37 protein-coding genes are annotated in these 25674 nt (G+C 69.1%); all 37 read left to right on the plus strand.

The features are described from left to right. The first annotated feature begins 44 nt into the window (after window positions 1–44). The 37 genes from rpoC (at window position 45) to VMS22_23755 (ending at window position 25621) form a co-directional block, all read left to right on the plus strand. Entirely contained in the window at window positions 45–4187 is a 4143-nt protein-coding gene (rpoC, locus tag VMS22_23575) for a DNA-directed RNA polymerase subunit beta' (GenBank protein ID HXJ37018.1), read from the plus strand. A gap of 79 nt (window positions 4188–4266) precedes the next feature. After that, window positions 4267–4638, plus strand: coding sequence for a 30S ribosomal protein S12 (gene rpsL / locus VMS22_23580; GenBank protein ID HXJ37019.1), 372 nt, complete (start codon window positions 4267–4269; stop codon window positions 4636–4638). Between the two features lie 70 nt (window positions 4639–4708). Continuing rightward, complete coding sequence (gene rpsG / locus VMS22_23585; GenBank protein ID HXJ37020.1) at window positions 4709–5179, plus strand: 30S ribosomal protein S7; 471 nt, start codon at window positions 4709–4711, stop codon at window positions 5177–5179. A gap of 12 nt (window positions 5180–5191) precedes the next feature. Continuing rightward, window positions 5192–7297 carry an elongation factor G gene (gene fusA, locus VMS22_23590; GenBank protein ID HXJ37021.1) on the plus strand — a complete coding sequence of 702 codons (2106 nt, stop codon included), beginning with the start codon at window positions 5192–5194 and terminating at the stop codon, window positions 7295–7297. A gap of 24 nt (window positions 7298–7321) precedes the next feature. Continuing rightward, the gene (gene tuf, locus VMS22_23595; GenBank protein ID HXJ37022.1) at window positions 7322–8512 is read left to right on the plus strand and encodes an elongation factor Tu; all 1191 of its coding nucleotides are present in this window, start codon (window positions 7322–7324) and stop codon (window positions 8510–8512) included. 12 nt (window positions 8513–8524) lie between these two features. Further along, window positions 8525–8833: a 30S ribosomal protein S10 gene (gene rpsJ / locus VMS22_23600; protein HXJ37023.1), complete on the plus strand. Its 309-nt coding sequence runs from the start codon at window positions 8525–8527 to the stop codon at window positions 8831–8833. Window positions 8834–8835: 2 nt separating this feature from the next. Next, the gene (rplC, locus tag VMS22_23605) at window positions 8836–9504 is read left to right on the plus strand and encodes a 50S ribosomal protein L3 (GenBank protein HXJ37024.1); all 669 of its coding nucleotides are present in this window, start codon (window positions 8836–8838) and stop codon (window positions 9502–9504) included. After that, a complete protein-coding gene (rplD, locus tag VMS22_23610) occupies window positions 9501–10148 on the plus strand; it encodes a 50S ribosomal protein L4 (GenBank protein ID HXJ37025.1) in 648 nt (215 codons plus the stop codon). The genes rplC and rplD overlap by 4 nt, the downstream gene beginning before the upstream one ends. Window positions 10149–10254: 106 nt before the next feature. Beyond that, a complete protein-coding gene (locus VMS22_23615) occupies window positions 10255–10542 on the plus strand; it encodes a 50S ribosomal protein L23 (protein ID HXJ37026.1) in 288 nt (95 codons plus the stop codon). Between the two features lie 4 nt (window positions 10543–10546). After that, window positions 10547–11371 (plus strand): 50S ribosomal protein L2, encoded by an 825-nt coding sequence (gene rplB / locus VMS22_23620; protein HXJ37027.1) that lies wholly within the window; start codon window positions 10547–10549, stop codon window positions 11369–11371. Between the two features lie 13 nt (window positions 11372–11384). Next, window positions 11385–11732 carry a 30S ribosomal protein S19 gene (rpsS, locus tag VMS22_23625; protein HXJ37028.1) on the plus strand — a complete coding sequence of 116 codons (348 nt, stop codon included), beginning with the start codon at window positions 11385–11387 and terminating at the stop codon, window positions 11730–11732. A 4-nt stretch (window positions 11733–11736) separates the two neighbouring features. Further along, window positions 11737–12087, plus strand: coding sequence for a 50S ribosomal protein L22 (gene rplV, locus VMS22_23630; protein HXJ37029.1), 351 nt, complete (start codon window positions 11737–11739; stop codon window positions 12085–12087). Window positions 12088–12089: 2 nt separating this feature from the next. Further along, window positions 12090–12752, plus strand: a complete 663-nt coding sequence (gene rpsC / locus VMS22_23635; GenBank protein HXJ37030.1) for a 30S ribosomal protein S3 — start codon at window positions 12090–12092, stop codon at window positions 12750–12752. 14 nt (window positions 12753–12766) lie between these two features. Next, window positions 12767–13192, plus strand: coding sequence for a 50S ribosomal protein L16 (rplP, locus tag VMS22_23640; protein HXJ37031.1), 426 nt, complete (start codon window positions 12767–12769; stop codon window positions 13190–13192). Then, the gene (rpmC, locus tag VMS22_23645) at window positions 13189–13401 is read left to right on the plus strand and encodes a 50S ribosomal protein L29 (protein HXJ37032.1); all 213 of its coding nucleotides are present in this window, start codon (window positions 13189–13191) and stop codon (window positions 13399–13401) included. The genes rplP and rpmC overlap by 4 nt, the downstream gene beginning before the upstream one ends. Beyond that, a complete protein-coding gene (gene rpsQ / locus VMS22_23650; GenBank protein ID HXJ37033.1) occupies window positions 13398–13730 on the plus strand; it encodes a 30S ribosomal protein S17 in 333 nt (110 codons plus the stop codon). Before rpmC ends, rpsQ begins: the two co-directional genes overlap by 4 nt. Further along, window positions 13727–14095, plus strand: a complete 369-nt coding sequence (gene rplN, locus VMS22_23655) for a 50S ribosomal protein L14 (GenBank protein HXJ37034.1) — start codon at window positions 13727–13729, stop codon at window positions 14093–14095. Before rpsQ ends, rplN begins: the two co-directional genes overlap by 4 nt. Next, a complete protein-coding gene (rplX, locus tag VMS22_23660; GenBank protein ID HXJ37035.1) occupies window positions 14095–14418 on the plus strand; it encodes a 50S ribosomal protein L24 in 324 nt (107 codons plus the stop codon). The genes rplN and rplX overlap by 1 nt, the downstream gene beginning before the upstream one ends. Before the next feature lies 1 nt (window position 14419). After that, window positions 14420–14962, plus strand: a complete 543-nt coding sequence (gene rplE / locus VMS22_23665) for a 50S ribosomal protein L5 (GenBank protein HXJ37036.1) — start codon at window positions 14420–14422, stop codon at window positions 14960–14962. Window positions 14963–14973: 11 nt separating this feature from the next. Beyond that, window positions 14974–15159, plus strand: a complete 186-nt coding sequence (locus VMS22_23670) for a type Z 30S ribosomal protein S14 (GenBank protein ID HXJ37037.1) — start codon at window positions 14974–14976, stop codon at window positions 15157–15159. 7 nt (window positions 15160–15166) lie between these two features. Then, window positions 15167–15565 (plus strand): 30S ribosomal protein S8, encoded by a 399-nt coding sequence (gene rpsH, locus VMS22_23675; GenBank protein ID HXJ37038.1) that lies wholly within the window; start codon window positions 15167–15169, stop codon window positions 15563–15565. Window positions 15566–15572: 7 nt separating this feature from the next. Next, window positions 15573–16121 (plus strand): 50S ribosomal protein L6, encoded by a 549-nt coding sequence (gene rplF, locus VMS22_23680; protein ID HXJ37039.1) that lies wholly within the window; start codon window positions 15573–15575, stop codon window positions 16119–16121. Continuing rightward, window positions 16121–16486, plus strand: coding sequence for a 50S ribosomal protein L18 (gene rplR / locus VMS22_23685; protein ID HXJ37040.1), 366 nt, complete (start codon window positions 16121–16123; stop codon window positions 16484–16486). The genes rplF and rplR overlap by 1 nt, the downstream gene beginning before the upstream one ends. 12 nt (window positions 16487–16498) lie before the next feature. Beyond that, entirely contained in the window at window positions 16499–17044 is a 546-nt protein-coding gene (rpsE, locus tag VMS22_23690; GenBank protein HXJ37041.1) for a 30S ribosomal protein S5, read from the plus strand. Beyond that, entirely contained in the window at window positions 17041–17223 is a 183-nt protein-coding gene (gene rpmD, locus VMS22_23695; protein HXJ37042.1) for a 50S ribosomal protein L30, read from the plus strand. Before rpsE ends, rpmD begins: the two co-directional genes overlap by 4 nt. 4 nt (window positions 17224–17227) lie before the next feature. Further along, on the plus strand, window positions 17228–17668 hold the full coding sequence (gene rplO, locus VMS22_23700; protein HXJ37043.1) for a 50S ribosomal protein L15: 441 nt from the start codon (window positions 17228–17230) through the stop codon (window positions 17666–17668). After that, window positions 17665–18972 (plus strand): preprotein translocase subunit SecY, encoded by a 1308-nt coding sequence (gene secY / locus VMS22_23705; GenBank protein HXJ37044.1) that lies wholly within the window; start codon window positions 17665–17667, stop codon window positions 18970–18972. The genes rplO and secY overlap by 4 nt, the downstream gene beginning before the upstream one ends. A gap of 8 nt (window positions 18973–18980) precedes the next feature. Further along, window positions 18981–19625, plus strand: coding sequence for an adenylate kinase (locus VMS22_23710; GenBank protein ID HXJ37045.1), 645 nt, complete (start codon window positions 18981–18983; stop codon window positions 19623–19625). Then, entirely contained in the window at window positions 19622–20383 is a 762-nt protein-coding gene (map, locus tag VMS22_23715; protein ID HXJ37046.1) for a type I methionyl aminopeptidase, read from the plus strand. The genes VMS22_23710 and map overlap by 4 nt, the downstream gene beginning before the upstream one ends. 9 nt (window positions 20384–20392) lie before the next feature. Next, window positions 20393–20506 (plus strand): 50S ribosomal protein L36, encoded by a 114-nt coding sequence (rpmJ, locus tag VMS22_23720; GenBank protein HXJ37047.1) that lies wholly within the window; start codon window positions 20393–20395, stop codon window positions 20504–20506. A gap of 21 nt (window positions 20507–20527) precedes the next feature. After that, a complete protein-coding gene (gene rpsM, locus VMS22_23725) occupies window positions 20528–20911 on the plus strand; it encodes a 30S ribosomal protein S13 (protein HXJ37048.1) in 384 nt (127 codons plus the stop codon). Between the two features lie 14 nt (window positions 20912–20925). Beyond that, window positions 20926–21357: a 30S ribosomal protein S11 gene (gene rpsK, locus VMS22_23730; protein HXJ37049.1), complete on the plus strand. Its 432-nt coding sequence runs from the start codon at window positions 20926–20928 to the stop codon at window positions 21355–21357. A 9-nt stretch (window positions 21358–21366) separates the two neighbouring features. Continuing rightward, a complete protein-coding gene (gene rpsD / locus VMS22_23735) occupies window positions 21367–21993 on the plus strand; it encodes a 30S ribosomal protein S4 (protein HXJ37050.1) in 627 nt (208 codons plus the stop codon). Window positions 21994–22030: 37 nt separating this feature from the next. Continuing rightward, window positions 22031–23095, plus strand: coding sequence for a DNA-directed RNA polymerase subunit alpha (locus tag VMS22_23740; protein ID HXJ37051.1), 1065 nt, complete (start codon window positions 22031–22033; stop codon window positions 23093–23095). Between the two features lie 3 nt (window positions 23096–23098). Then, on the plus strand, window positions 23099–23575 hold the full coding sequence (gene rplQ / locus VMS22_23745) for a 50S ribosomal protein L17 (GenBank protein ID HXJ37052.1): 477 nt from the start codon (window positions 23099–23101) through the stop codon (window positions 23573–23575). Window positions 23576–23708: 133 nt separating this feature from the next. Next, window positions 23709–24827 (plus strand): DALR anticodon-binding domain-containing protein, encoded by a 1119-nt coding sequence (locus tag VMS22_23750; GenBank protein HXJ37053.1) that lies wholly within the window; start codon window positions 23709–23711, stop codon window positions 24825–24827. An 8-nt stretch (window positions 24828–24835) separates the two neighbouring features. Then, window positions 24836–25621: an SPOR domain-containing protein gene (locus tag VMS22_23755; protein ID HXJ37054.1), complete on the plus strand. Its 786-nt coding sequence runs from the start codon at window positions 24836–24838 to the stop codon at window positions 25619–25621. Window positions 25622–25674: the final 53 nt, after the last annotated feature.

Consider the following 25674-nt stretch of genomic DNA (forward strand, 5'->3'; position numbering starts at 1 on the left):
CCGGCCGCAGCAGCCATAGGACGGGGGAGAGGACTCGGCGTATGATGGAAGATCTCTTCAGCCTGTTCGAGAAGCCGAAGAACCCGCTCAACTTCAACTCGATCCGCATCTCGATCGCGTCGCCGGACAAGATCCGGTCGTGGTCGCACGGCGAGGTGAAGAAGCCGGAGACGATCAACTACCGGACCTTCAAGCCCGAGCGCGACGGACTCTTCTGCGCGAAGATCTTCGGGCCGACGAAGGACTACGAGTGCAACTGCGGCAAGTACAAGCGCATGCGGCACCGTGGCGTCGTGTGTGAGAAGTGCGGCGTCGAGGTGATCCAGTCCAAGGTGCGCCGCGAGCGCATGGGGCACATCGACCTCGCGACGCCCGTCGCGCACATCTGGTTCCTCAAGAGCCTGCCGTCCCGCATCGGGACGATGCTCGACATGACCCTCAAGGAGCTCGAGAAGGTCCTCTACTTCGAGTCCTACGTCGTGGTCGAGCCCGGCGAGACGCCGCTCCAGGAACGCGAGCTCCTGTCCGAGGGCAAGTACCGCAAGCTCGTCGACGAGCACGGGCCCGACGCGTTCCGCGCCGGCATGGGCGCCGAGGCCATCCGCGAGCTCCTCTCGCGCATGGACATCGACAAGCTCTTCGTCGACCTGCGCGTCGAGATGAAGGAAGCGACGAGCGAGGCCAAGCGGAAGAAGCTCGCCAAGCGCCTGAAGGTGATCTCCGCCTTCAAGAACTCGGGCAACCGGCCGGAATGGATGATCCTCGAGGTCGTCCCGGTGATCCCGCCGGACCTCCGCCCGCTGGTGCCGCTCGACGGCGGCCGCTTCGCGACGTCGGACCTGAACGACCTCTACCGCCGCGTCATCAACCGCAACAACCGCCTGAAGCGCCTGATGGAGCTGAACGCGCCGGACATCATCATCCGGAACGAGAAGCGCATGCTGCAGGAGGCGGTCGACGCGCTGTTCGACAACGGCCGCCGCGGGCGCGCCATCACGGGGCCGAACAAGCGCCCCCTCAAGTCGCTCTCCGACATGCTGAAGGGCAAGTCGGGCCGCTTCCGCCAGAACCTGCTCGGCAAGCGCGTCGACTACTCGGGCCGCTCGGTTATCGTCGTGGGGCCCGAGCTGCGCCTGCACCAGTGCGGGCTGCCGAAGAAGATGGCGCTCGAGCTCTTCAAGCCCTTCATCTACAACAAGCTCGAGGAGCGCGGCTTCGTCACCACCATCAAGAGCGCGAAGAAGATGGTGGAGAAGGAGCGTCCCGAGGTGTGGGACATCCTGGACGAGGTCATCCGCGAGCACCCGGTGCTGCTGAACCGCGCGCCGACGCTCCACCGTCTCGGCATCCAGGCCTTCGAGCCGACCCTCATCGAGGGCAAGGCCATCCAGCTCCACCCGCTCGTGTGCGCGGCCTACAACGCCGACTTCGACGGCGACCAGATGGCGGTCCACGTGCCGCTGTCGGTCGAGGCGCAGGTCGAGGCCCGCGCCCTCATGATGTCGACCAACAACATCCTCTCGCCGGCCAACGGCCGGCCGATCATCGTCCCGACCCAGGACATCGTGCTCGGGCTCTACTTCATGACCCGCGAGCGGCTCGCGGCGCGTGGCGAAGGCAAGTCGTTCTCGAACTTCGGCGAGGTGCGGATCGCGTACGACCAGGACGAGGTCGACCTCCAGGCGCGGATCAAGGTCCGCGCGCCGGGCACCGGCGAGCGCGTCGACTCCACGGTCGGGCGCGTGCTGCTCTACGAGATCGTGCCGACCGAGATCCCGTTCGCCGAAGTGAACAAGGTGATGAAGAAGAAGGAGCTGGGGGGCCTCATCGACCTCGCCTACCGGCACTCGGGCAACAAGGCGACCGTCATCTTCGCCGATCGCTTGAAGGACCTCGGCTACGAGATGGCGACCCGCGCGGGCATCTCGATCGGGATCAAGGACATGGTGATCCCCGAGGCGAAGCACTCGTTCCTCGACGAGGCGAACACCGCCGTCCGCGAGATCGAGGACCAGTACAACAAGGGCCTCATCACCGACGGCGAGCGCTACAACAAGGTCGTCGACATCTGGGCCGAGGTCACCGACCGCATCGCCGACGAGATGCTCCGCGAGCTCGGCACCGACGAGGTGAAGGACGCGCAGGGCAAGTACCAACGCGTGCCGTCCTTCAACCCCATCTTCATGATGGCCGACTCCGGCGCCCGCGGCTCGGCGCAGCAGATCCGGCAGCTCGCCGGCATGCGCGGCCTCATGGCGAAACCGTCGGGCGAGATCATCGAAACGCCCATCACGGCGAACTTCCGCGAAGGGCTGACCGTGCTGCAGTACTTCATCTCGACGCACGGCGCCCGCAAGGGTCTCGCCGACACGGCGCTCAAGACCGCCAACTCGGGCTACCTCACGCGCCGCCTCGTCGACGTGGCGCAGGACTCCATCATCACCGAGCGCGACTGCGGCACGCTCGACGGCATCGAGATGACGCCGCTCGTCGAGGGCGGCGAGGTCATCGAGGGCCTCGGCGACCGCGTGCTCGGACGCGTGGCGCTGGAAGACATCCGCGACCCGTTCTCGGGCAGCGTGATCGTCCACGCGAACGACCTCATCGACGAGAGCAAGGTCGCGCTCGTCGAGGACGCGGGCCTCGAGCGGGTGAAGATCCGCTCGGTGCTCACCTGCCAGTCGCGGCAGGGCGTCTGCGTCGGGTGCTACGGGCGCGATCTCGCCCGCGGGCATCTGGTGAACCTGGGCGAGGCCATCGGCGTCATCGCCGCGCAGTCCATCGGCGAGCCGGGCACCCAGCTCACGATGCGCACCTTCCACATCGGCGGCACAGCGAGCCGGCGCGCCGAGCAGACCACCCTCGAGGCGCGCAACGACGGGTTCTTGAAGCTCATCAACGTCACGACCGTCGAGGGGCGTGAGGGCGATCGCGTCGTCATGAACCGCAACGGCGAGATCGCGATCGTCGATTTCCCGGAGCAGGGGCGCGAGCGTGAGCGCGAGCGCTACCCCATCGTCTACGGCGCGAAGCTGAAGAAGGCCGACGGCGCCAAGGTGAAGGCAGGCGAGATGATCGCCGAGTGGGATCCGTACACGATTCCGATCCTCACCGAGGCCGCCGGTACCGTGAAGTTCGGCGACATCCTCGAAGGCGTCACCATGGAGGAGAAGGTCGACGAGCGCACGGGGCTGTCGACCAAGGTCGTCATCGACACGAAGGAGGTCGACAAGCGGCCGCGCATCTCGATCAAGGGCGCGGACGGCAACACGGCCAAGATCTCGAGCGGCGAGGCGCGGTACCTGATTCCGGTGGGCGCGCACCTGAACGTCGTCGAGGGACAGCCGGTCGCCGCGGGCGACATCGTCGCCAAGATCCCGCGCGAGACCACCAAGACGAAGGACATCACGGGCGGTCTGCCGCGCGTGGCCGAGCTGTTCGAAGCCCGCAAGCCGAAGGAGTTCGCCGTCGTCTCCGAGATCGACGGCGTCATCTCGTTCGGCAAGGACACCAAGGGCAAGCGCAAGGTCATCGTCACCCCCGAGGTGGGCGAGCCGCGCGAGTACCTGATCCCCAAGGGCAAGCACATCAGCGTGCACGAGGGCGACTTCGTGAAGGCGGGCGAGCCGCTCATGGACGGCAGCTCGAACCCGCACGACATCCTCACCATCCTCGGCGAGAAGGCCCTCGCCAAGTACCTCGTCGACGAGGTGCAGGAGATCTACCGCCTGCAGGGCGTGCGCATCAACGACAAGCACATCGAGGTGATCGTCCGCCAGATGCTGCGCCGCGTGCGCATCAAGGAAGTGGGCGACACCGACTTCCTGATCGGCGACCAGGTCGAGAAGTGGCGCTTCGACGAGGAGAACCAGCGCGTGCTGGCGAAGAACGGCCAGCCGGCGGTCGCCGAGCCGTTGCTGCTTGGCATCACCAAGGCGTCGCTCTCGACCGAGAGCTTCATCTCGGCGGCGTCCTTCCAGGAGACGACGAAGGTCCTCACCGAAGCCGCGATCAACGGCAAGGTCGACCGCCTCGCCGGCTTGAAGGAGAACGTCATCATGGGCCGCCTGATCCCCGCCGGCACCGGCGTCGGGAAGTACAACCGCATGGAAGCGGTGACCGACGAGCCGACCGAGCCCACCGAGGCGCTCCCCGCGCCGGCCGAGACCGGGGAGGCCGTCGCGTAGCCCGCACGACGCGCGACTCAAGGTTGACAGGAAGAAGAAGCTTCCCTAAAACAGCGAATTTCCGTCAGGACGAGACACGATGCCGACCATCAACCAGCTCGTGAAGCACGGGCGCCTGAAGCAGAACGTGAAGGGCAAGGCGCCGGCGCTGAACCGCTCGCCGCAGAAGCGCGGCGTGTGCACGCGCGTGTACACGACGACGCCGAAGAAGCCCAACTCGGCGCTGCGCAAGGTGGCGAAGGTCCGGCTCACGAACGGCATCGAGATCATCGCGTACATCCCGGGCGTCGGGCACAACCTGCAGGAGCACTCGGTCGTCCTGATCCGCGGCGGCCGCGTGAAGGACCTGCCGGGCGTGCGGTACCACATCATCCGCGGCACTCTCGACTCGATCGGCGTCCAGGATCGACGGCAGAGCCGCTCGAAGTACGGAGCGAAACGGCCGAAGTAAGGAGTCGGTGAGGCCGACGCGGCGCCCCGGGGCTCGTGCCCGCCGCCGCGAGGTCGCTGGGTGTATCACTATGCCGCGCAAAGGCGAAGTCAAACGCAGGGACATCCTCCCGGATCCCAAGTTCAACGACCGGCTCGTCACGAAGTTCATCAACAGCATGATGAACGGCGGGAAGAAGAGCGTCGTCGAGGGGATCTTCTATCGCGCGCTCGACATCGTGGGCGAGCGCTCGAAAGAGGACGCGGTCGGCGTGTTCCGGCGCGCGCTCGATCAGGTGAAGCCGACGGTCGAGGTGCGCTCCCGGCGCGTCGGCGGTGCGAACTACCAGGTGCCGTCCGAGGTGCGTCCCACCCGACGGACGTCGCTCGGCATGCGCTGGATCGTCCAGAACGCCCGTCTGCGCCCGGAGAAGTCCATGGTCCAGAAGCTCGCGGGCGAGATCCTCGATGCCGCGGCGGGTCGCGGCGGCGCCATGAAGAAGAAGGAGGACACGCACCGGATGGCGGAGGCGAACAAGGCCTTCGCCCACTATCGCTGGTAGCGCGTATCCCCCATGGCCCGCCCCGCACCCCTCGAGCGCACCCGGAACATCGGCATCATGGCCCACATCGATGCGGGCAAGACCACGACGACCGAGCGCATCCTCTACTACACCGGCATCAGCTACAAGATCGGTGAGGTCCACGAGGGCACGGCCGTCATGGACTGGATGGTGCAGGAGCAGGAGCGCGGCATCACCATCACGTCGGCGGCGACCACCTGCTTCTGGCGCGACCACCGCATCAACATCATCGACACGCCGGGCCACGTCGACTTCACGATCGAAGTCGAGCGCAGCCTGCGCGTGCTCGACGGCGCCACGGCGGTGTTCTGCGCGGTCGGCGGCGTCGAGCCGCAGTCCGAGACGGTGTGGCGGCAGGCCGATCGCTACGAGGTCCCGCGCCTCGCATTCGTCAACAAGATGGACCGCGTGGGCGCCGACTTCGGTCGCGTCGTCTCGCAGATCCGCGACCGGCTGAACGCGAACCCGCTCGTGCTCCAGCTCCCGCTCGGCGTCGAGGAGAACTTCCGCGGCGTCGTCGACCTCGTGCGCATGAAGGCCGTGGTGTGGGACGACGAGGCGCTCGGCTCGACGTTCAAGATCGAGGAGATCCCCGCCGACATGGCCGACGCGGCGGCCGCCGCGCGCGAGAAGCTCCTCGAAGCCGTCGCCGACCTCGACGAGTCGCTCATGGAGAAATACCTGGGCGGCCAGGCGCTGACCGAGGACGAGATCCGCGCGACCGTCCGCAAGGGCACGATCGCGATGAAGCTCGTGCCGGTTCTGTGCGGCACCGCGTTCAAGAACAAGGGCGTGCAGACGCTGCTCGACGCGGTCGTCGACTACCTGCCGTCGCCGGTCGACATCCCGGCCGTCAAGGGCGACGACCCGAACACGGGCAAGGAGGTGGAGCGCACCCCCTCCGACGACCAACCGTTCACGGCCCTCGCCTTCAAGATCATGACCGATCCCTACGTGGGATCGCTCACCTTCCTGCGCGTCTACGCCGGTGTCCTCGCGGCGGGGTCGTACGCGTTCAACTCCATCAAGGGACGGCGCGAGCGCATCGGCCGGCTCTTGAAGATGCACGCGAACAAGCGCGAGGAGATCAAGGAAGCGTACGCGGGCGATATCTGCGCCGCCGTCGGCCTTCGCGACACGACGACCGGCGACACGCTCTGCGACGAGGACAAGCCGATCGTCCTCGAGCGCATGCAGTTCCCCGATCCGGTCATCTCGATCGCGATCGAGCCGAAGACGAAGGCCGACCAGGAGAAGCTCGGCGGCGCGCTCGCGCGCCTGGCGAGCGAGGATCCGTCGTTCCGCGTCCAGACGGACCAGGAGACGGGGCAGACGCTCATCTCGGGGATGGGCGAGCTGCACCTCGAGATCATCGTCGATCGGCTCACGCGCGAGTTCAAGGTCGACGCCAACGTCGGCAAGCCGCAGGTCGCCTACCGCGAGACGATCCGCAAGATCGTCGAGAACGAGACGCGCTTCATCCGACAGACCGGCGGCCGCGGACAGTACGGCCACGTCGTGCTCCGCCTCGAGCCGCGCAAGCCCGGCGAGGGATTCGAGTTCAGCGACGGCACGAAGGGCGGCGTGATCCCGCGCGAGTACATCCCGGCGATCGAGAAGGGCGTGAAGGAGGCGATGGAATCGGGCGTCATCGCCGGCTACCCGGTCGTCGACATCAAGGCGATCGTCACCTACGGGTCGTATCACGAGGTCGACTCGTCGGAGATGGCGTTCAAGATCGCGGGCTCCATGTGCTTCAAGGAGGCCGCGGCGAAGGCCGACCCCGTCATCCTCGAGCCCATCATGTCGCTCGAGGTGGTGACGCCCGAGGACTTCATGGGCGACGTCATCGGCGACATCGCACGGCGCCGGGGACGGATCATGGGACAGGAGCCGCGCGGCAACACGCAGGTGATCACCGGCGTCGTGCCGCTGGCGGAGATGTTCGGCTACGCGACCGACCTGCGCTCACGGACGCAGGGACGCGCGACGTTCACGATGCAGTTCTCTCACTACGAACCGGTGCCGAAGGGCGTCGGCCCCGAGGCGGTGCCGCCGAAGGCGGGCAGCCGGTTCGCCGAGGCCCAGGCCGGTTAGTCGGAGCCACGGAGGAAGGAGCTCATGGCGAAGGCGAAGTTCGAGCGCAAGAAGCCCCACGTCAACGTGGGGACGATCGGTCACATCGACCACGGCAAGACCACCCTCACGGCGGCGATCACGAAGACGCAGGCCGCAAAGGGCCTGGGGCAGTTCGTGGCCTTCGATCAGATCGACAAGGCGCCGGAGGAGCGCGAGCGTGGCATCACGATCGCGACCGCGCACGTCGAGTACGAATCCGCCAAGCGTCACTACGCCCACGTCGACTGCCCGGGGCACGCCGACTACATCAAGAACATGATCACGGGCGCCGCCCAGATGGACGGCGCGATCCTCGTCGTCGCCGCGACCGACGGGCCCATGCCGCAGACCCGCGAGCACATCCTGCTCGCGCGCCAGGTCGGCGTGCCGGCCATCGTCGTGTTCATGAACAAGGTCGACATGGTCGAGGACAAGGAGCTGCTCGACCTGGTCGAGCTCGAGGTCCGCGAGCTCCTCTCGAAGTACGAGTTCCCGGGCGACGAGATCCCGATCATCCGGGGCAGCGCGCTGAAGGCGCTCGAGGGCGATGCGGGTGAGCTCGGGACCCAGGCCATCGCGAAGCTGATGGACGCGGTCGACAGCTACATCCCCGAGCCGAAGCGCGAGATCGACAAGCCGTTCCTCATGCCCGTCGAGGACGTGTTCTCGATCTCCGGCCGCGGCACGGTCGCCACCGGTCGCGTCGAGCGCGGCAAGATCAAGGTCGGCGAAGAGGTCGAGATCGTCGGCATCAAGGCCACGACCAAGACCGTCGTCACCGGCGTCGAGATGTTCCGCAAACTCCTCGACGAGGGGCTCGCCGGCGACAACATCGGCTGCCTGCTCCGCGGCACCAAGCGCGAGGAGATCGAGCGTGGTCAGGTGCTCGCCAAGCCCGGCTCGATCACGCCGCACACGAAGTTCCAGGCCGAGGCCTACATCCTCACCAAGGACGAGGGCGGTCGCCACACGCCGTTCTTCAACGGCTACCGGCCGCAGTTCTACTTCCGTACGACCGACGTCACCGGCGTCTGCACGCTGCCCGAGGGCACGGAGATGGTGATGCCGGGCGACAACGTCCAGGTGAAGGTCGAGCTCATCATGCCCATCGCAATGGACGAGGGGCTGCGCTTCGCGATCCGCGAAGGCGGCCGCACCGTCGGCGCCGGCGTGGTGACGAAGATCGCAGAGTAAGCACGCCGTCGGATGAACGAAAAGATCCGCATCAGGCTCCGCGCCTACGACCACCGGCTGCTCGACCAGTCGGTGCGCGAGATCGTGGACACGGTTCGTCGCACGGGCGGCCGTGTCGCCGGCCCCATTCCGCTCCCGACGCACATCGAGCGGTTCACCGTGAACCGCTCGCCGCACGTCGACAAGAAGTCGCGCGAGCAGTTCGAGATCCGCACCCACAAGCGCCTGCTCGACATCCTCGAGCCGACGCAGCAGACGATCGACGCCCTGGGCAAGCTCGACCTCGCCGCCGGCGTCGACGTGGAGATCAAGCTCCAGTAGCCATGGCCACCGCCGTCACAGGGCTCATCGGCCGCAAGCTCGGCATGACCCAGGTCTACACGGCCACGGGCGTGCTCGTGCCGGTCACCGTGATCGAGGCCGGTCCGTGCACCGTCGTCGCCATGCGCAACGCCGAGCGCAACGGCTACGCCGCCGCCCAGCTCGGGTTCGACACCCTCGACGCAAAGAAGCTCTCGAAGCCCCGCGCGGGACAGTTCAAGAAGGCGGGCACCGCCGGCTTCCGCACGCTGCGCGAGTTCCGGCTCGGCGAGGGCGACGTCCCGGCGGTCGGCGCCGCGGTGAGCGTCGCGGACGTGTTCACGCCCGGCGAGCGCATCCTGGTCACCGGTGTCTCCAAGGGCCGCGGCACGGCCGGCGTCATCAAGCGCCACCACTTCAGCGGCTTTCCCGCCACGCACGGCACGCACGAGTACTTCCGGCACGGCGGCTCGATCGGCAACCGCTCCTTCCCCGGTCGGGTGATGGCGGGCAGGCGCATGGCCGGTCGCATGGGCGCCGAGCGAGTGACCACGAGCAACATCGAGGTCGTCGCGATCCGTCCCGACGAGAACCTGCTGCTCGTGCGCGGCACGGTGCCCGGCGCCCGCAACGCGACGGTCCTCGTCCGGCGCGGCAAGGCCCGTGCGGGCGCGACGGAGGCGCGGTCGTGAGCATCGAGACATCGGTCATCGTCCCGGTCGTGTCGCAGACCCGGAAGCCCGCGGGCGAGATCAGCGTGCCGGCAGCCGTCCTCACGGGTCCGGTGCGCGAGAGCCTCCTCCACGAGATGGTGAAGAGCCAGCTCGCGTCGCGTCGCGCCGGAACCCACGCCACGAAGACCCGTCACTTCGTCTCGGGCGGCGGCAAGAAGCCGTGGAAGCAGAAGGGCACCGGGCGCGCCCGCGCCGGCAGCATCCGCTCGCCGCTGTGGGCCGGCGGCGCGGTCATCTTCGGACCGCAGCCGCGCAGCTACGCCTACCAGATGCCGAAGTCGGCGCGCCGCGCGGCCCTCCGCTCGGCGCTCGCCGCGCGGCACGCCGAGGGCAAGCTCGTGGTCGTCGACGCGCTCACGCTCCCCGAGCCGAAGACCAAGAAGATGCTCGAGTGCCTCGCCGGTCTCGGCGTCGAGGGCAGCGCGCTCGTCGTGCTCGCCCAGAACGACGACGCGGTGATGCGCGCCTCCCGGAACCTGCCGCACGTGAAGGCGATCCTCGTGGGCGGCCTCAACGTCTACGACGTGCTGAAGCACGCGACGCTGGTCGTCACGCGCGACGCGCTCGAGCAGCTCGCCGCCCGACTCATGGAGGCCGCGTGAGCGGCCGACGTCCATCGGAGCGCCACGCCCGCGCGTCGAACGGCGCGATGCGCACGGGGACCCCTTGCGGGTGCCCGCCGGTCACCGGTGTCCAACGGGAGGCGGAATGAACGCCGTCGACGTCATCAAGGGCCCGATCGTGACCGAGAAGGGCACGCTCGTGAACGAGCAGGCGAATCAGGTCGTCTTCCGGGTCGACGCGCGCGCAAACAAGGTCGAGATCCGCTCGGCGGTCGAACAGCTCTTCAAGGTGAAGGTCGAGAAGGTCTGCACGACGCGCGTGCTCGGCAAGACGCGGCGGGTCGGCCGCCATGCGGGACGGCGCCCCAGCTGGAAGAAGGCGTACGTGACCCTCGCCGAGGGCAACCGCATCGACTTCTTCGAGGGAGCCTGAGCCGATGCCAGTCATCCAGTACCGGCCCACCTCCGCGGGACGCCGCTTCCAGACGGGCTACGACTTCGGCGAGATCACGAAGAGCACGCCCGAGAAGTCGCTGCTGACGCCGCTGCCCAAGTCGGGCGGGCGCAGCAACACGGGACGCGTCACCGCGTACCACCGGGGCGGCGGCCACAAGCGCCGCTACCGCCAGATCGACTTCAAGCGCAACAAGGACGGCGTGCCGGCGGTCGTGAAGGGCATCGAGTACGATCCCAACCGCTCCGCGCGCATCGCGCTCCTGTTCTACGCCGACGGCGAGAAGCGCTACATCCTGGCGCCGGTCGGCCTCGGCGTGGGCGACCGCGTCGAGACGGGCGCGCAGGCGGACATCAAGCCCGGCAACTCCCTGCCGCTCGCCAACATCCCGCTCGGCTCGGTCGTGCACAACGTGGAGCTGCGCGAGGGCCGCGGCGGACAGCTCGGGCGCGCGGCGGGCACCGCCATCCAGCTGATGGCGAAGGAGGGCGATTACGCGCTCCTGAAGATGCCGTCGGGTGAGCTGCGCAAGGTGCGCCTGGCGTGCCGCGCATCGATCGGCCAGGTCGGCAACCTCGACCACGAGAACATCTCCTTCGGCAAGGCGGGCCGGGTGCGGTGGCTCGGGCGACGGCCGACGGTCCGTGGCATCGCGATGAACCCGGTCGACCACCCGCACGGCGGCGGCGAAGGTCGCTCGAAGGGCAACCACCCGCAGACGCCGTGGGGCAAGCCGACCAAGGGCTACAAGACTCGCCACAACAAGCGCACGAACAAGTACATCGTTCAGCGCCGCAAGGGACGCTGAGGGGGGACGATCGGTGGCACGCTCGGTCAAGAAGGGTCCGTTCGTGGACCTCCACCTCCTGAAGAAGGTTCAGGGGATGGTCGCCTCGGGCGAGAAGCGCGTGGTGAAGACCTGGTCGCGCCGCTCGACGATCACCCCGGACATGGTCGGGTTCACGTTCGCCGTGCACAACGGAACGAAATTCATCCCGGTGTTCGTCACCGAGAACGCCGTCGGGCACAAGCTCGGCGAGTTCTCGCCGACGCGCATGTTCCACGGTCACTCGGGTGACCGCAAGGCCAAGGTCGAGGGCGCCGCGGCGCCGGGCGCTCCGACCGCGCCGGGCGCGCCGGCCGCCGGTGCGCCGCCGAGGCGAGGCTAGGGCGATGGAAGCCCGGGCAATGACGCGCTACGCACGCCTCACCGCGCAGAAGGCGCGCCTCGTGGTCGACATGATCCGCGGCAAGCGTGTCGAGGAGGCGCTCGGCATCCTGCAGTTCACGCCGAAGCGCGGCGCCAAGATCGTCGCCAAGACCCTCAAGTCGGCGGTCGCCAACGCCGAGCACGGCAGCCGCGTCGACGTCGACGCGCTCTACGTGAAGCGGGCGTTCGTGAACGAAGGCCCGACCGCCAAGCGCTCGCTCCCGCGCGCCCACGGACGGGCGACGCCCATCTTCAAGCGGACCAGCCACATCACCATCATCGTCGACGAGCGCCGCCCGGGCGCGGAGGCCTGAGCGTGGGTCAGAAAGTTCATCCGAAAGGCTTTCGCCTGAACGTCACCGAGGGTTGGGACTCGCGCTGGTATGCGCGCCGCGAGTACACCGACCTGCTCCACGAGGACGTGAAGGTCCGCAACTTCCTGAAGAAGCGCCTCTACCACGCCGGCGTCTCGAAGATCGAGATCGAGCGCGCCGCGAACAAGGCGAAGATCAACATCCACACGGCGCGGCCCGGCATCGTCATCGGCAAGAAGGGCGCCGAGATCGAGAAGCTGAAGCAGGAGCTCCAGAAGCTCACCGCCAAGGAGACGTTCATCAACATCCACGAGGTGCGCCGGCCGGACGTCGACGCGCAGCTCGCGGCCGAGAACGTCGCCCTCCAGCTCGAGCGCCGCGTCGCGTTCCGGCGCGCGATGAAGGAAGCGGTCGCGCGGGCCATGCGCATGGGCGCACTCGGCGTCCGCATCCAGTCGTCGGGTCGTCTGGGCGGCTCCGAAATCGCGCGCTGCGAGTGGTACCGCGAGGGGCGTGTGCCGCTGCACACGCTGCGGGCCGACGTGAATTTCGGCTTCGCCGAAGCGAAGACCACCTACGGCGTCATCGGCGTCAAGGTGTGGATCTTCCGCGGCGAGGTGCTCACGCGTCAGGAGGAGGAGCAGCGCGCCGCGCTCGGCGTGTAGCGTAGAGGGAACCCATGCTCGCTCCGAAGAAGGTCAAGTGGCGCAAGATGATGAAGGGGCGTCGTCGCGGGACGGCGTGGCGGGGCAGCTCGCTCACGTTCGGCGACTTCGGGCTCCAGTGCACCGACCGCGCGTGGCTGACGGCGCGCGAGATCGAGGCCGCACGCGTCGCGCTCACGCGCGCCATCAAGCGCGGCGGTCGCGTCTGGGTGCGCGTGTTCCCCGACAAGCCGCTCACGAAGAAGCCGGCCGAGACCCGCATGGGCAAGGGCAAGGGCGCGCCCGAGGTGTGGGTGGCCGTCATCAAGCCGGGCCGCATCCTGTTCGAGATGGAAGGCGTCGAGCGCGAGGCCGCCAAGGCCGCGCTCAAGCTCGCCGCCGCGAAGCTGTCCGTGCCCACGCAGATCCGCGAGCGGCACGCCCAGGTGGCCGGCGCATGAAGGCGAGCGACCTCCGCAACCTCACGGTCGACGAGCTGCGCGTGCGCGAGCGCGAGCTCGTCGACGAGATCTTTCACCTCCGGCTTCGTCGCGCGACGGCGCAGCTCACCAACCCGACGAAGCTCCGCGAGAGCCGTCGCACGCTCGCGCGTGTGAAGACGCTCCTCGGCGAGCGGGCGCGGGCGGCCCAGGGAGTGTCGGCGAAATGAGCGGGCGACGAAAGCATCGCGAAGGCCTCGTGGTGTCGAACAAGATGGACAAGACGGTCGTCGTGATCGTCGAACGACTGGTGCGCCACGCGCGCTACGAGAAGTACCTGCGGCAGCGCGAGCGCTACAAGGCGCACGACGAGCAGAACCGCTGCCAGATCGGCGATCGCGTACGGCTGATCGAGACCCGGCCGCTGTCGCGCGGCAAGCGCTGGGCGGTCGAGGCCATCCTGTCGCGGAGCGAGGCCCTGGCCGACGTGATCGCGGCGGCCGAGGCCGAGAAGAAGGCCGCCCAGGCGGCCGCGAAGGCGGCGGAGCCGACCCCATGATCCAGGCCGAGACGGTGCTCGACGTCGCCGACAACTCGGGGGCCCGCAAGGTCCTCTGCATCAAGGTCCTCGGCGGGAGCAAGCGGAAGTACGCCAGCGTGGGTGACGTCATCGTCGTCTCGGTGAAGGAAGCGATCCCCAACGCGAAGGTGAAGAAGGGCGAGGTCATGAAAGCGGTGGTCGTCCGGACCGCGAAGGAGATCGGCCGCAAGGACGGCTCCTACATCCGGTTCGACACGAACTCGGCGGTGCTCATCGACAACGCGCGCGAGCCGGTCGGGACCCGCATCTTCGGACCGGTCGCCCGCGAGCTGCGAGCGAAGAAGTTCATGAAGATCATCTCGCTCGCGCCGGAGGTGCTGTGATGGCGCTGCAGCGCCTGCGCAAAGACGACACCGTGATCGTGATCGCCGGCCGCGAGCGCGGCAAGACCGGCAAGGTCCTGCGCGTGCTCCGTGAGACGGACCGCGTGATCGTCGAGCGCCTGAACGTGATGAAGCGGCACTTGAAGCCGCGCGGCCAGGTGGCCGGCGGCATCGTCGAGAAGGAGGCCGGCATCCACGTCTCCAACGTGCAGCTCCTGTGCGCGCGCTGCGGGAAGCCCGCCCGCGTCGGCGCGCGGCGACTCGAGGACGGCCACGGCGTGCGGATCTGCCGGCGCTGCGGCGATCAACTGGACAAGGCCTGACATGCCGGCACGAATGCGCGAACGCTACAAGACGGACGTGGTGCCCGGGCTCATGCGGGACCTGGGGTACACGAACGTCCTCCAGGTGCCGAAGCTCGAGAAGATCGTGCTCAACATGGGGCTCGGCGAGGCCGTGCAGAACCCGAAGATCATCGACTCGGCGGTCGAGGAGATGACGGCGATCTCGGGGCAGAAGCCGGTCGTCACCAAGGCACGCAAGGCCATCTCGAACTTCAAGCTGCGCGAGAACATCGCGATCGGGGTCATGGTGACGCTGCGCGGGGAGCGGATGTACGAGTTCCTCGACCGCTTCGTGTCCGCGGCGCTCCCGCGGGTCCGCGACTTCAAGGGCGTGCCCGATCGCGCGTTCGACGGCCGCGGGAACTACTCGATCGGCCTGCGCGAGCAGACGATCTTCCCCGAGATCAACCTGGACAAGGTCGACAAGATCAAGGGACTCACGGTGACCATCTGCACGAGCGCCCGCAGCGACGCGGAGGGCAAGGCGCTGCTCCGTGCGCTGGGCATGCCCTTCCGCGCGTAGAGAGACGACGTATGGCGAAAACCTGTCTCATGATGAAGGCGGCGCGACCGCCGAAATTCAAGGTCCGGGCCTACAACCGCTGCCCGCTGTGCGGCCGTCCGCGCGCATTCTACCGGCGCTTCCGGATGTGCCGCCTGTGCCTGCGCAACCTCGCCCGCAAGGGCCAGATTCCCGGCCTGACCAAGGCCAGCTGGTGAGCACCGCATGCTGACCGATCCCATCGCCGACATGCTCACCCGCATCCGCAACGGCGCCCAGGCGCGCAAGACGACCGTCGACATGCCGTGGTCGCGCCACAAGGAAGCGATCGCGAAGGTGCTGGTCGAGGAGGGCTACCTCGAGAGCGCTGCCGGCGCCGCCACCGACGACGGCAAGCGCGTGCTCCGCATCGGCCTGCGCTACGACGACCGGCGCCGCCCGGTCATCGAGGGCATCAAGCGCATCTCGCGGCCGAGCCTGCGCGTGTACGTCGGGGCGACCGAGATCCCGGCGGTGCGCAAGGGGCTCGGCATCAACGTGCTGTCCACGCCGAAGGGCATCCTCGTCGATCGCGAGGCCCGCAAGCAGGGCGTGGGCGGCGAGCTCATTTGCACGGTGTGGTAGGACGATCATGTCGCGCATAGGACGCATGCCGATCACGGTGCCGAGCGGCGTGAAGGTGCACGTCGCGGACGGCACGGTGCGGGTCGAGGGGCCGAAGGGCAAGCTCACGCGCACGCTGCCGCGCGAGGTCGCGGTCGCGGTCGAGGGCACGACGGTCAACGTGTCGCGCCTCGAGGAGACGCGGCGGGCGCGCGGCATCCACGGCCTCACGCGGAGGCTCGTCTCCAACATGGTCGAGGGCGTCTCGAAGGGGTTCACCCGCACGCTCGAGATCAACGGCGTCGGCTACCGCGCGGATGCGCGCGGCAACCTCCTGCACATGACGCTCGGCTACTCGCACCCGATCGCGTTCCAGCTCCCGCCCGGCGTGACGGCCAAGGTCGACAAGCAGGTCACGATCACGCTCGAGGGCCCGGATCGCGAGATGCTGGGCCAGATCGCGGCCGCCCTGCGCGAGCTGCGACCGCCGGAGCCGTACAAGGGCAAGGGCATGAAGTACGTCGAGGAGACGATCCGCCGGAAGGCCGGCAAGGCCGCCGGAGCGGGAGCACGCTGATGCCGAATCCCCAGAGCCGGATTGCCCGCCAACGCCGCCAGGAGCGGGTGCGGCGTCGCGTCCGCGGCACCGACGGCCGCCCGCGGTTGTCGATCTTCCGCAGCGGCAAGCACATGTACGCCCAGGTGATCACCGACGCCTCCGGGCGCACGCTCCTGGCCGTCTCGACGCTCACGCCCGAGCTGCGCACCCAGCTCCCGAAGACGACCACCGTCGCGGCGGCCAAGGAGGTCGGCAAGCTCGTCGCGCGCCGCTGTCAGGAGAAGGGCATCACGAGCGTGATCTTCGACCGCAATGGCTTCCTCTATCACGGGCGCGTGCGCGCGGTCGCCGACGGCGCGCGCGAAGCCGGTCTGCAGTTCTAGGAGACGCAACAGATGGCGCAAACGGGCGGACAAGGGCAGCGCGGCGGACAGAACCAGCGGCGAATCGTCGACGACCGCGGCGTGGAGCTGAAGGAGAAGGTCGTCCACATCAACCGCGTCGCCAAGGTCGTGAAGGGCGGCCGCCGCTTCAGCTTCAGCGCTCTCGTCGTCGTCGGCGATGCCAACGGTCGCGTGGGCTTCGGGCTCGGCAAGGCGAACGAGGTCCCCGAGGCGATCCGCAAGGGCATCGAGCGGGCCAAAAAGGGCATGCTCGACGTGCCCGTGAAGGACGGCACCATTCCCTACGGGGTGACCGGCCGCTTCGGCGCCGGCGTCGTCATGCTGCGTCCCGCCTCGGAAGGCACGGGCGTCATCGCGGGCGGCGGCGTGCGCGCGGTCGTCGAGCTGGCCGGCGTCGCCAACGTGCTCACCAAGTGCATCGGCTCGAACAACCCCCACAACATGGTGCGCGCCACGTTCGAGGCGCTCCGCGAGCTCCGGCCGCCACAGCAGCTCGCGGCGCTGCGCGGAAAATCGCTCGGAGACCTCGGCGTATGAGCGACAAGATGATCAAGGTGACGCTCCGCAAGAGCGAGATCGGCACCAGCCCCCGCCAGCGGCTCACGCTGCACGGCCTCGGGCTCAAGCGCATCGGCCGCTCGGTCATCTTGAAGGACTCGCCGGCCGTGCGCGGGATGATCGCCAAGGTGGCGCATCTCGTCGAGACGGAGGGATAGCCAGATGGATCTCTCACGCCTGCGTCCGGCGCCGGGCTCGACCCGGCCGATCAAGCGGGTGGGCCGTGGGCCCGGCTCCGGGCATGGCAAGACCGCCGGGCGCGGCCACAAGGGCAAGGGCGCGCGCTCGGGCGGGAACGTCAAGCCGGGATACGAGGGCGGCCAGATGCCGCTGCAGCGCCGGCTCCCCAAGCGCGGCTTCCGTCCCGTCCGACGCTCCGTGTTCGCGGTCGTGAACCTGGGACAGCTCGCGGAGTTCGCCGCCGGCAGCACCGTCGGACCCGAGGAGCTCCGCGCCCACGGGCTCGTCCGCGGCAAGCTACCCGTCAAGTGCCTCGCCGAGGGCGCGCTCGAGCGGGCGCTCACGGTGAGGGCCCACGCCTTCAGCCAGAAGGCACGCGAGCGGATCGAGGCGGCCGGGGGCCGCGTCGAGGTACTCGGGTGATCGAAGGGTTCTCCAACTCCGTCAAGATTCCCGAGCTGCGCAAGCGGCTCGTCTTCACGGCGGTGATGCTCGCGGTCTACCGGCTGGGCGTCCACGTCCCCACGCCCGGCATCGACGGGACGGCGATCGCCGCCTTCATGCGCCAGCAGACGAACAACGTCATGGGCATGGTGCGCATGTTCTCCGGGGGGGCGCTCGAGCGGTTCTCGATCTTCTCGCTCGGCATCATGCCGTACATCAGCGCGAGCATCATCCTGCAGCTCCTCACCGTCGTCATCCCCTACCTGGAGAAGCTCTCCAAGGAGGGCGAGATGGGACGGCGCAAGATCACGCAGTACACGCGCTATGGCACCATCGTCCTCTCGCTGCTCCAGAGCTTCTTCATCGCGTTCGGGCTCGAGAGCGTCGAGGCGCCGGGCGGCGGCGCGGTCGTGTTCCACCCGGGGTGGTACTTCCGGCTCATGACCATGATCACGCTCACCACCGGCACCGCGTTCATCATGTGGCTCGGCGAGCAGGTGACCGAGCGCGGCATCGGCAACGGGATCTCGCTCATCATCTTCTCCGGCATCGTGGCGTCGCTGCCGAGCGCCGTCGGCTCGACGCTCGAGTACATCCGGCTGGGCGAGCTGCCGCTCTTCGTGGCGATCTTCGTCGCCGCGCTCATGGTGGTGGTGGTCGGCGCGATCATCGTCATGGAGCGTGGCCAGCGCCGCATCCCCGTGCAGTACGCGAAACGCGTGGTCGGTCGGCGCATGTACGCGGGGCAGAGCTCCCACCTGCCGCTCAAGATCAACACGTCGGGCGTGATCCCGCCCATCTTCGCCTCGTCGATCCTGCTGTTCCCGGCGACGATCACGAACTTCATCGACCATCCAGTCGCCCAGTGGATCTCGACGCATCTCGCGCCGAACACGTGGATCTACTACCTGACCTACGTCGGGCTCATCATCTTCTTCTGCTACTTCTATACCGCGGTCAGCTTCAACCCGACGGACGTCGCCGACAACCTGAAGAAGTTCGGCGGCTACATCCCGGGCATCCGGCCCGGCCAGCGCACCGCGGAATACATCGACCACGTGCTCGTGCGCATCACGCTGCCGGGGGCCCTCTACGTGGCCGCCGTGTGCGTCTTGCCCACCATCCTCATCGACCGCTTCCGCGTCCCGTTCTACTTCGGCGGAACGGCGCTCTTGATCGTCGTCGGCGTCGCTCTCGACACCATCGCCGCCCTGCAGACGCACATGATCACTCGGAGCTACGAGGGATTCATGAAGCGTGGCCGCATTCGTGGACGCCGCTAGAGGATGTGGTGCGAGTGGTGATGATCGGGCCCCCAGGGGCGGGCAAGGGGACGCAGGCGCGCCTGCTGTCCGAGCGTTTCGGGATCCCCCAGATCTCCACCGGCGAGATCCTGCGCGAGGCGCAGGACGAGGGGACGGCGCTCGGCCGTGAGGCGCAACGCTACATGGACGAGGGACGACTCGTCCCCGACGACATCGTGATCGGCATCGTGGATCAGCGGCTCGGCGCCACCGACTGCACGAAGGGCTTCATCCTCGACGGCTTCCCGCGCACCGTCGCGCAGGCGCAGGCGCTCGACGGAATCCTGCGCCGGCACGGCACGACGCTGGACGCGGTCGTGGCGGTCGAGGTCCCGCGCGCCGAGCTGGTCGAGCGGCTCGCCGGGCGGCTGGTATGCCGGAGCTGCGGAGCGATGTATCACCGCACCTTCGACCCGCCCGGGGTTCCGAACGTATGCGACCGCTGCGGCGCGACGCTCAGCCAGCGCGACGACGATCGCGAGGATCGCATCAGCCGGCGTCTGGATCAGCTCGCCAAGGAGGTCGCGCCGGTCGCGCACTACTACCGCGAGGCCGGGCTCCTGCGACCCGTCGACGGAACGGGGTCTCGCGACGACGTCTTCGCGCGCATCACCGCGAGTCTGCCGGCATGATCGTGCTCAAGTCGCGCGAAGAGATCGAGCGCATGCGGGTGGCGAGCACGATCGTCGCCGAGGTGCTGGCGGCGCTGCGGGAGCGGGCCAAGCCCGGTGTCACGACCGCCGAGCTGGACGAGGTCGCCGAGGAGCTGACGCGCAAGCGCGGCGCCAAGCCCGCCTTCAAGGGCTACGTCGTGCAGGGGCGCGTCTTCCCGGCCACCGTGTGCATCTCGGTGAACGAGGAGGTCGTGCACGGGGTGCCCTCCAAGCGGCGGGTCCTGAAAGAGGGCGACATCGTCGGTCTCGACTTCGGCGTGTCCGTGGACGGCTACTTCGGCGACGCGGCCATGACCGTCCCGATCGGCAAGGTGCCCCAGAAGGCGCAGCGCCTGATGGAGGTCACCAAGGCCGCCCTCGAGGCGGGCATCGACGCCGTCCGGCCCGGCGGCTACATCTCGGACATCTCCGGGGCCATCCAGGACGTGGCCGAGGGCGCCGGCTACTCGCTCGTGCGTGAGTTCGTCGGGCACGGGATCGGACGCAAGCTGCACGAGGACCCGCAGGTCCCGAACTACCGCACGGGGACCCGCGGCGTGCGCATCCAGGAGGGGCTCGTGCTCGCCATCGAGCCCATGGTGAACGAGGGAGGTCCCGAGGTGTACGTCCGGGAGGACGGCTGGACGGCCGCGACCCGCGATGGGAGCCTGTCGGCGCACTTCGAGCACTCCGTTGCGGTGACCGCGAACGGACCGTATATTTTGACGCTTGCCTGAGGCCCCCCAATGAAAGTACGTGCATCGGTGAAGCCCATTTGTCGGAAGTGCAAGATCATCCGCCGGCACGGCGTCGTACGGGTGCTGTGCGAAAACCCGCGCCACAAGCAGCGCCAGGGCTGAGCGGGACGGAGGAGTAGCCGGATGGCACGCATCGCCGGAGTCGACCTGCCGCGCAACAAGCGGATGGAGATCGCGCTCACGTACATCTACGGAATCGGCCGCTCGGCGGCGCTCACGATCTGCACCGGGGCCGAAGTCGATCCCGGGCGCCGGACCGACGATCTCACCGACGACGAGGTGAACCGGATCCGCCGCGAGATCGACACGAACTTCAAGGTCGAGGGCGATCTGCGCCGCGAGGTCACGCAGCACATCAAGCGGCTCGTCGACCTCGGCTGCTACCGCGGTTTGCGGCATCGCAAGAACCTGCCCGTGCGCGGGCAGCGCACGCACACGAACGCGCGCACCCGCAAGGGTCCGCGCAAGACGGTCGCCGGCAAGAAGATGGCGCCGCCGAAGGGCTGAGGAGCACAGCGAGCATGGCCAAAGAGCCCGAGGGAGGCGCCGCCAAGGGCGCCGCGCCGGATGCCACCGCCTCCGCGCGACGGCGCAAGGCGAAGCGCGTCGTCGTGGAAGGCGTCCTGCACATCCACTCGACGTTCAACAACACCATCGTCACCGTCACCGACCAGCAGGGCAACGTGCTCGTGTGGTCGAGCGCGGGCCAGTGCGGATTCAAGGGGTCGCGCAAGGGCACGCCGTTCGCGGCGCAGGTGGCGGCCGAAGCCGCCGCACGCAAGGCGGCCGAGCTCGGCATGCGCCACCTTCAGGTCTACGTGAAGGGCCCGGGGGCGGGGCGCGAGTCGGCTCTCCGCAGCCTGCAGGCCGCGGGGTTCACCGTGAGCATCATCAAGGACGTGACCCCCATCCCCCACAACGGCTGCCGGCCCCCCAAGCGCCGGCGAGTCTGAGGACATAGCGTGGCACGATACACCGGAGCCGTCTGTCGCCAGTGTCGCCGGGAGGGGCTGAAGCTCTTCTTGAAGGGCGAGCGCTGCTACACCGACAAGTGCGCGATCGAGCGCCGCAACTACCCACCCGGGCAGCACGGGCAGGCGCGCCCGAAGTTCTCCGAGTATTCGATCCAGCTGCGCGAGAAGCAGAAGCTCCGCCGGATCTACGGCGTGCTCGAGGGGCAGTTCCGTCGCTATTTCCACATGGCGGACCGCGCCAGGGGCGTGACCGGCGAGACGCTGCTCCAGCTCCTCGAGCGGCGCCTCGACAACATGGTGTACCGGATGGGCTTCTCGACCTCGCGCGCGGAGGGTCGCCAGCTCGTGCGGCACGGCCACTTCACGGTGAACGGCCGCAAGGTCGACGTGCCCTCGTACCTGGTGAAGCCCGGCGACGTGGTCGCGGTGCGCGAGAAGAGCCGGCAGGTGGCCCGCATCCAGGAGGCGCTCGAGCTCGCCACGCGCCGCGGGATCCCGGATTGGCTCGAGGTGACGGCCGATCAGTTCGCGGGACGCGTGAAGGGGCTTCCGTCCCGGTCCGATCTCACCATGCCCATCAACGAGAAGCTGGTCGTCGAGCTCTATTCGAAGTAACGCCCGCGACGGGCGTTTCGACCAGAGGAAGGCGTAAATGGAGTTGCAGGAAAGCGAGATCTCTCCGCCGACGACCGTTCAGCAGAGCAACTGGCGCGAGCTCATCAAGCCGAAGCGTCTCGAGGTGGACGACAAGAGCCTCACCCCGACGTACGGCAAGTTCTTCGCCGAACCGTTCGAGCGCGGCTACGGCACGACGGTCGGCAATGCGCTGCGCCGCGTGCTGCTGTCGTCGCTCCAGGGTGCGGCCATCGCGGCGGTGCGGGTGAACGGGGTGCTGCACGAGTTCTCGACCGTCCCCGGCGTGACCGAGGACGTGACCGACATCGTGCTCAACCTGAAGGAGGTTCGCGTCAAGCTGAACGACGGCGCGACCGAGGAGACCGCGTACATCAAGGTGCGCGGCGCGCGTGAGGTCACGGCCGCGGACATCCAGGCCGGCCCGCGCGTCGAGATCCTGAACCCGCATCAGCACATCGCGACGCTCGCCAAGGACGCGGAGCTCGACATCGAGCTGGCCGTCCGGCTCGGGCGCGGCTACGTCTCCAGCGAGCGCAACCGACGCGAGGGCGATCCCGTCGGCACCGTGCCGATCGACGCGATCTTCTCGCCCGTCACCAAGGTGAACTTCACCGTGACGAACGCGCGCGTCGGGCAGCGCACGGACTACGATCGGCTCGTCCTCGAAGTCACCACCGACGGCAGCGTGCGTCCCGAGGACGCCGTGGCCTACGCGGCGCGCATCCTCCAGGAGCAGCTCAGCATCTTCGTCAACTTCGAAGAGGAAGCGCTCGGCGCCGAGGGCGAGGCCGTGGGCGACATGCCGCTCAACGACAACCTCTTCCGCTCCGTCGACGACCTCGAGCTGTCCGTGCGCTCGGCGAACTGCCTGCAGAACGCCGACATCCGTTACGTGGGCGAGCTCGTGCAGCGCACCGAGCAGGAGATGCTCAAGACCAAGAACTTCGGCCGCAAGTCGCTGAACGAGATCAAGGAGATCCTGCACGACATGGGTCTCGGGCTCGGGATGCGCTTCGAGGGCTTCCCGCCGCGCGAGGAGCTCGACCGCCGGCGGCTGCAGCGCGAGCGGGAGACGACCTGACCCATGCGCCATCGCGTCGCCGGCAAGAAGCTGAATCGCTCGCCCGCGCACCGGCGAGCGCTGTTCCGGAACCTGGTCGCGGCGCTGCTCGCGCACGAGGCCGTGCGCACCACCGACGCCAAGGCGAAGGAGCTGAAGCGCTGGGGTGACCGCATGATCACGCTCGGCAAACAGGGCACGCTCCACGCCCGCCGCCGCGCGGCGGCGCTGGTCGGGAGCCGCACGCTCGTGAAGAAGCTCTTCGACGAGCTCGCGCCCCGCTACCAGGAGCGCAACGGCGGCTACACGCGGGTCGTGAAGCTCGGGGTGCGCCTCGGCGACGCGGCGCCGGTGTCCCTGGTCGAGCTCGTCGACCGCGCCGGCAGCGAGCCGGAAACGGGCAAGAAGAAGCCGCAGCGCCGCCGCACGCCAGCCAAGAGCGAGGGCGCGGCCCCGAAGAAGCGCGCCGCCGCACCGAAGAAGCGCGCCGCGGCCGGCTGAGCAGGCGCCGACGGGCACGGCGCGCAGTTTGACTGGGCCGGGGGCGGCGGCTACAAGCGCCGCATGCTCGCCGGCTCGACGATCCCGTCGCCCATCCGCGGTGAGCGGTGTCTTTGGCGCCGCTTCGGCGGGCATGAAGCGTCCGCTTGAGGCGCTGCTCCAGGACGCGCTCCACGCGGCCATCGCCGCCGGCGACCTCCGGGTGCCCGAGGCGCCCGCCTGCGCCATCGAGGATCCCGAGCTAGCGACCTTCGGCGACGCGACCTGCGCCGTCGCCCGCAAGATCGCGCGGCCCCTCGGGCGGCCCGCGCTCGACGTCGCGCGCACGATCGTGCGGCACGTGCGCGATCCGCACGGCTGGCTCGACGCCGTCGAGGCCGCCGGGCCCGGATTCATCAACCTCACCGCGTCGCTCGCGTTCTGGCGGACGGAGCTCGCGCGGGTCCTGGATGCGGCGGCGCCGGACGCTCGTGAGCCCGCGGCGGTCGTGACGATCGCCGCACCGGACGATCCTTCCGCCGGGCGCGTCGCCGTGGTGGCCGACGCGATCGCACGCCTGCTGGGTCGGGTGGGATGCCGCGTGGAGCGCGTGCGCGCCGACGCGGACGTTCCCGCGGCGCTCGGGACGGCAGCGGACCGGTGCGTGGTGGTCGGCTCGGCGGCGACGGGCGGCGTTCTCGCTCGCGCAAAGCGCCTTCGCGCCGAAGCGGGCGGCGATCCGACCACCACCACCATAGTGACGGTCGCAGCCCTCGGCGCCACGTCGCGGGGTCGATCGCTCGACGCGGCCGGCGTCGCGCGGCTCCTCGCGATGGACGCGGCGCGCTTCGCCCTCCTCGGCGAAGAGGCGGACGTCCCGGTCGAGCTCGACGTCGATCTCCTCGGCGCCGAGCGCATCGACAACCCGCTCTTCGCCGTGCGCTACGCGCTGGTTCGTCTCGCGCGCGCCGCTGGTGCCGAGTTGCCGGCGCCCGACCTCGAGCGACTCGGGGCGGCGGAGCTGCCGTGCCTGCGCCTCGTGGCGCGCCACCGGGACGTGCTCGATCTCGCCGTGCGGCGCGCCGAGCCCCACCTCGTGGTCGCGCACGTCCGGGCGGTCGCGGCGGCGGCGCATCGGTACTACAATCGGCACCATCCGCACATCGGCGACCCGCGCGACGTGGCGGCGCGCGCGGCGATGCTGCGTGGTATCGGGACCGTGCTTCGCGATGGGCTCGCGCTCGCCGGCGTGCGCGTCGCGGAAGGGGGATGAGGGGGAGCATGGCGAAGGCACCGCGTCCGGCGCTCAGGTTCGTGGATCGATTGGTGCTGCTCGTCGCGTGGCTCGTCACGTGCGGCCTCGTGTACGTGCTCGGCTTCTACGTCGGGAACAAGACGCAGGAGCACCGGCCGGGCATGGAGGAGCGCGAGGTGCGCCTGCCCGTGACGTCCGTTCCACCACCCGAAGGCCAGCGCCCCAAGGAGGCGAGGGAGTTCCCGAGCTTCTACCAGGCGCTGCCGGGCGGCGAGCGGCCGATCGAGGTCGCGCGCGCCCCGACGTCGACCACCGTGACGGTCGTTCCGACGACCGTGCGCCCGACGACGACCGTACCGGCGGGCGCCGCCCCGACTGCGACGACGCTCAAGCCCGCCGTGACGACGACGCCGACCACGCGTCCCTCGACGACGACGCTGCCGCGCCCACCCGCCGCGACGCCGAGCCCGCCGCCCGGCGCGACGACGGGCCCGCCGCCCGCGGTGACGTCCGCGCCGCCCGCGGCGCCGCCGGCTGCCACGCCGCCGCCGGCCGCCACCCGACCGGTCGCCCACACGCCGTCGTGGACGGTCGAGGCGAGCCCGACGCGCAGCCGCGTCGAAGCCGAGCAGCTCCAGGCGACGCTCCGAAAGCGCGGCTACGACGCCACCCTGGTGCAGGTCCAGCGTGACGGCGACGCCTGGTATCGGCTGCGGATCGGGCGCTACGCGACCGCGGAGCAGGCGAACGAGGTGATGCGCAAGCTGCGGGACGGCGAGGGCGTGGCGCATGCCTTCGTCGCGTCGGAGTAGCGCGTGAGTCAGCCGACCCCATCGCGGCGCGCACCGGCCGGCGCCACGGTTCG

It is taken from the genome of Candidatus Eisenbacteria bacterium, from assembly GCA_035577985.1.
Lineage (GTDB): Bacteria > Desulfobacterota > Binatia > DP-6 > DP-6 > DATJZY01.